The sequence below is a fragment of the Acetonema longum DSM 6540 genome, from assembly GCF_000219125.1.
GTDB lineage: Bacteria > Bacillota > Negativicutes > Sporomusales > Acetonemataceae > Acetonema > Acetonema longum.
In genome coordinates, this window is sequence record NZ_AFGF01000028.1 from 1 (window position 1) to 2,065 (window position 2,065).

1 protein-coding gene and 1 pseudogene are annotated in these 2,065 nt (G+C 63.8%); both read right to left on the minus strand.

Annotation, left to right across the window (positions count from 1 at the left end):
- Positions 1 to 1,063 (minus strand): annotated as a pseudogene (gene aroC / locus ALO_RS23745) (chorismate synthase); the annotation flags it as partial.
- Positions 1,044 to 2,065: 3-phosphoshikimate 1-carboxyvinyltransferase (locus tag ALO_RS03975; protein ID WP_004093195.1), on the minus strand; the 1,022-nt coding region annotated here is incomplete at its 5' end. The gene ALO_RS03975 and the pseudogene aroC, both read right to left, overlap by 20 nt.

Here is a 2,065-nt window from a genome sequence, read left to right on the forward strand (position 1 = left end):
CAATATATCCCAAACGGCCAGGGCAATGACCGCTTCAACCACCGGCACGGCGCGGAGAACGATGCAGGGGTCATGACGCCCTTTGATCTCCAGTACTGTCGCCTCAACCTTGGCGTTGAGCGTATCCTGCCGCCGGGCAATCGACGGCGTCGGCTTGAAGGCCGCCCGCAGCACGAGCGGCATACCGCTGGTAATGCCCCCCAGGATACCACCGTGATAATTGGTCGCGGTTTGCACCTGGCCGTTGTTATTGACAAAAGAATCATTCGCCTGGCTGCCGCGCATGCCGGCCAGCGCAAAACCGGCGCCGAATTCCACTCCTTTGACGGCTGGGATGGAAAACAAAAGATGCGCCAATACGCTTTCCGCCGAATCAAAGAAGGTTCCCCCCGGCCGGCCGGCAGTCCGGCAACCGCCGCCTCAATCACGCCTCCCACCGAATCTCCCGCTTCTTTCGCCGTCTGAATGACCCGTCGCATGCCGTCCGCCGCCGCCGGGTCCAGGACCGGGAAATCCGCCTGGCCCAGTTTAGCCAGCACTTCGCCGGATACAGCCACAGGGTCGAAAGACCGGTCTCTGACATCGCCGATTTGTGCAATGTGGGCTCCGATCTGGATGCCGGCGTCTGTCAGCAATTGCCGGGCTATGGCCCCGGCAAACACCAGCGGGGCTGTCAGGCGGCCGGAGAAGTGGCCGCCGCCGCGGGGATCATTGTAGCCGCCGGCTTTGACAAAGCCGGTGTAATCGGCGTGTCCCGGCCGGAATACGCGGGGCTCGGCGGCATAATCGGCGGAGCGCGTATCCTGGTTTTGGATCACGGCGCAAAGAGGGGAACCGTCAGTCCGGCCCTGATACAGACCGCTGACGATCTCCGCTGCGTCGGGCTCCCGGCGGGGAGTGGCCAAATCGCTGCGGCCGGGCGCCCTTCGCGCCATTTCCCGTGGATCAGCGTCTGATCCAGCAGGATGCCGGCCGGCAGTCCGTCGATCACGATGCCGATGCCGGCGCCATGGCTCTCGCCAAAGATAGTATAGCGGACTTTTCTACCCCACACTGCGCTCATGAAGGATCCCTCCCAGACTGATAAAATCCTGCCAGAATCCCGGATAGGATTTGCTGACGCATTCGGCTCCGTGAAGGAGAACCGGCTGCCGGCAGCGGATGGAGGCAATAGCCAGAGCCATGGCAATGCGGTGATCCTGCCAGCTGTCCACCTCACCGCCCTCCAGCGCCGGTTTGCCGCAAATCACCAGCGAATCTCCCTCTTCCCGGATATCGGCGCCGAGTTTGCCCAGCTCCCGCGCCGTGGCGGCCAGGCGGTCGGATTCCTTGATGCGCAGGCGGCCGGCGCGAATAATGCGGGTTTCGCCCTGGCTGACGCTGGCCATGACGGCCAATACCGGCACCAAATCCGGGCAGTCGGCCGCATCAATGACCGTACCGTAAGTGACCGCCGGCGAGGCCGTACAAATCCCCTCTGTCCAGCGGATTGCGCCGCCGGCGGCATTGAGCAGCTCAATGACCGCTTTATCGCCCTGCAGGGATGCCGCCGCCAAAGCGTGACAGTTTACCGCTGCCCCGATCGTGCCGGCCACCAGCCAGAAGGCCGCCTGGGAAAAGTCCCCCTCAACCGCGCTGTTACGGGGTTGATACGTCTGCCCGCCGCGGATGTGAAACTCCCGGTATTCGCGGTGGCTGACCGTCACCCCATGGTCTGCCAGGGCGGCCAGGGTCAGATCCACGTAGCCTTTTGACTCCAGCGGCGTGGTGATATGGATCTCCGAATCCCCCGCCAACAACGGCAAAGCAAACAGCAGGCCGGATAAAAACTGGGAACTGATATCGCCGCGCAGCATGAACCGGCCGGGCTGCAGCCGGCCCTGTACAGTCAGCGGCAGGCCGCCGCCGCTTTCCCACAGCAGTCCCTGCCGCCGGCAAATGGCGGCGTATTCGTCCAGCGGGCGCTGGGCCAGCCTGCCACGGCCATGGAAGGTCACCTTCTGTTCCCCCAGCAGCGCCAGCGGGATGAGAAACCGCAGGGTGGAACCGGATTCGCCGCAGTCAA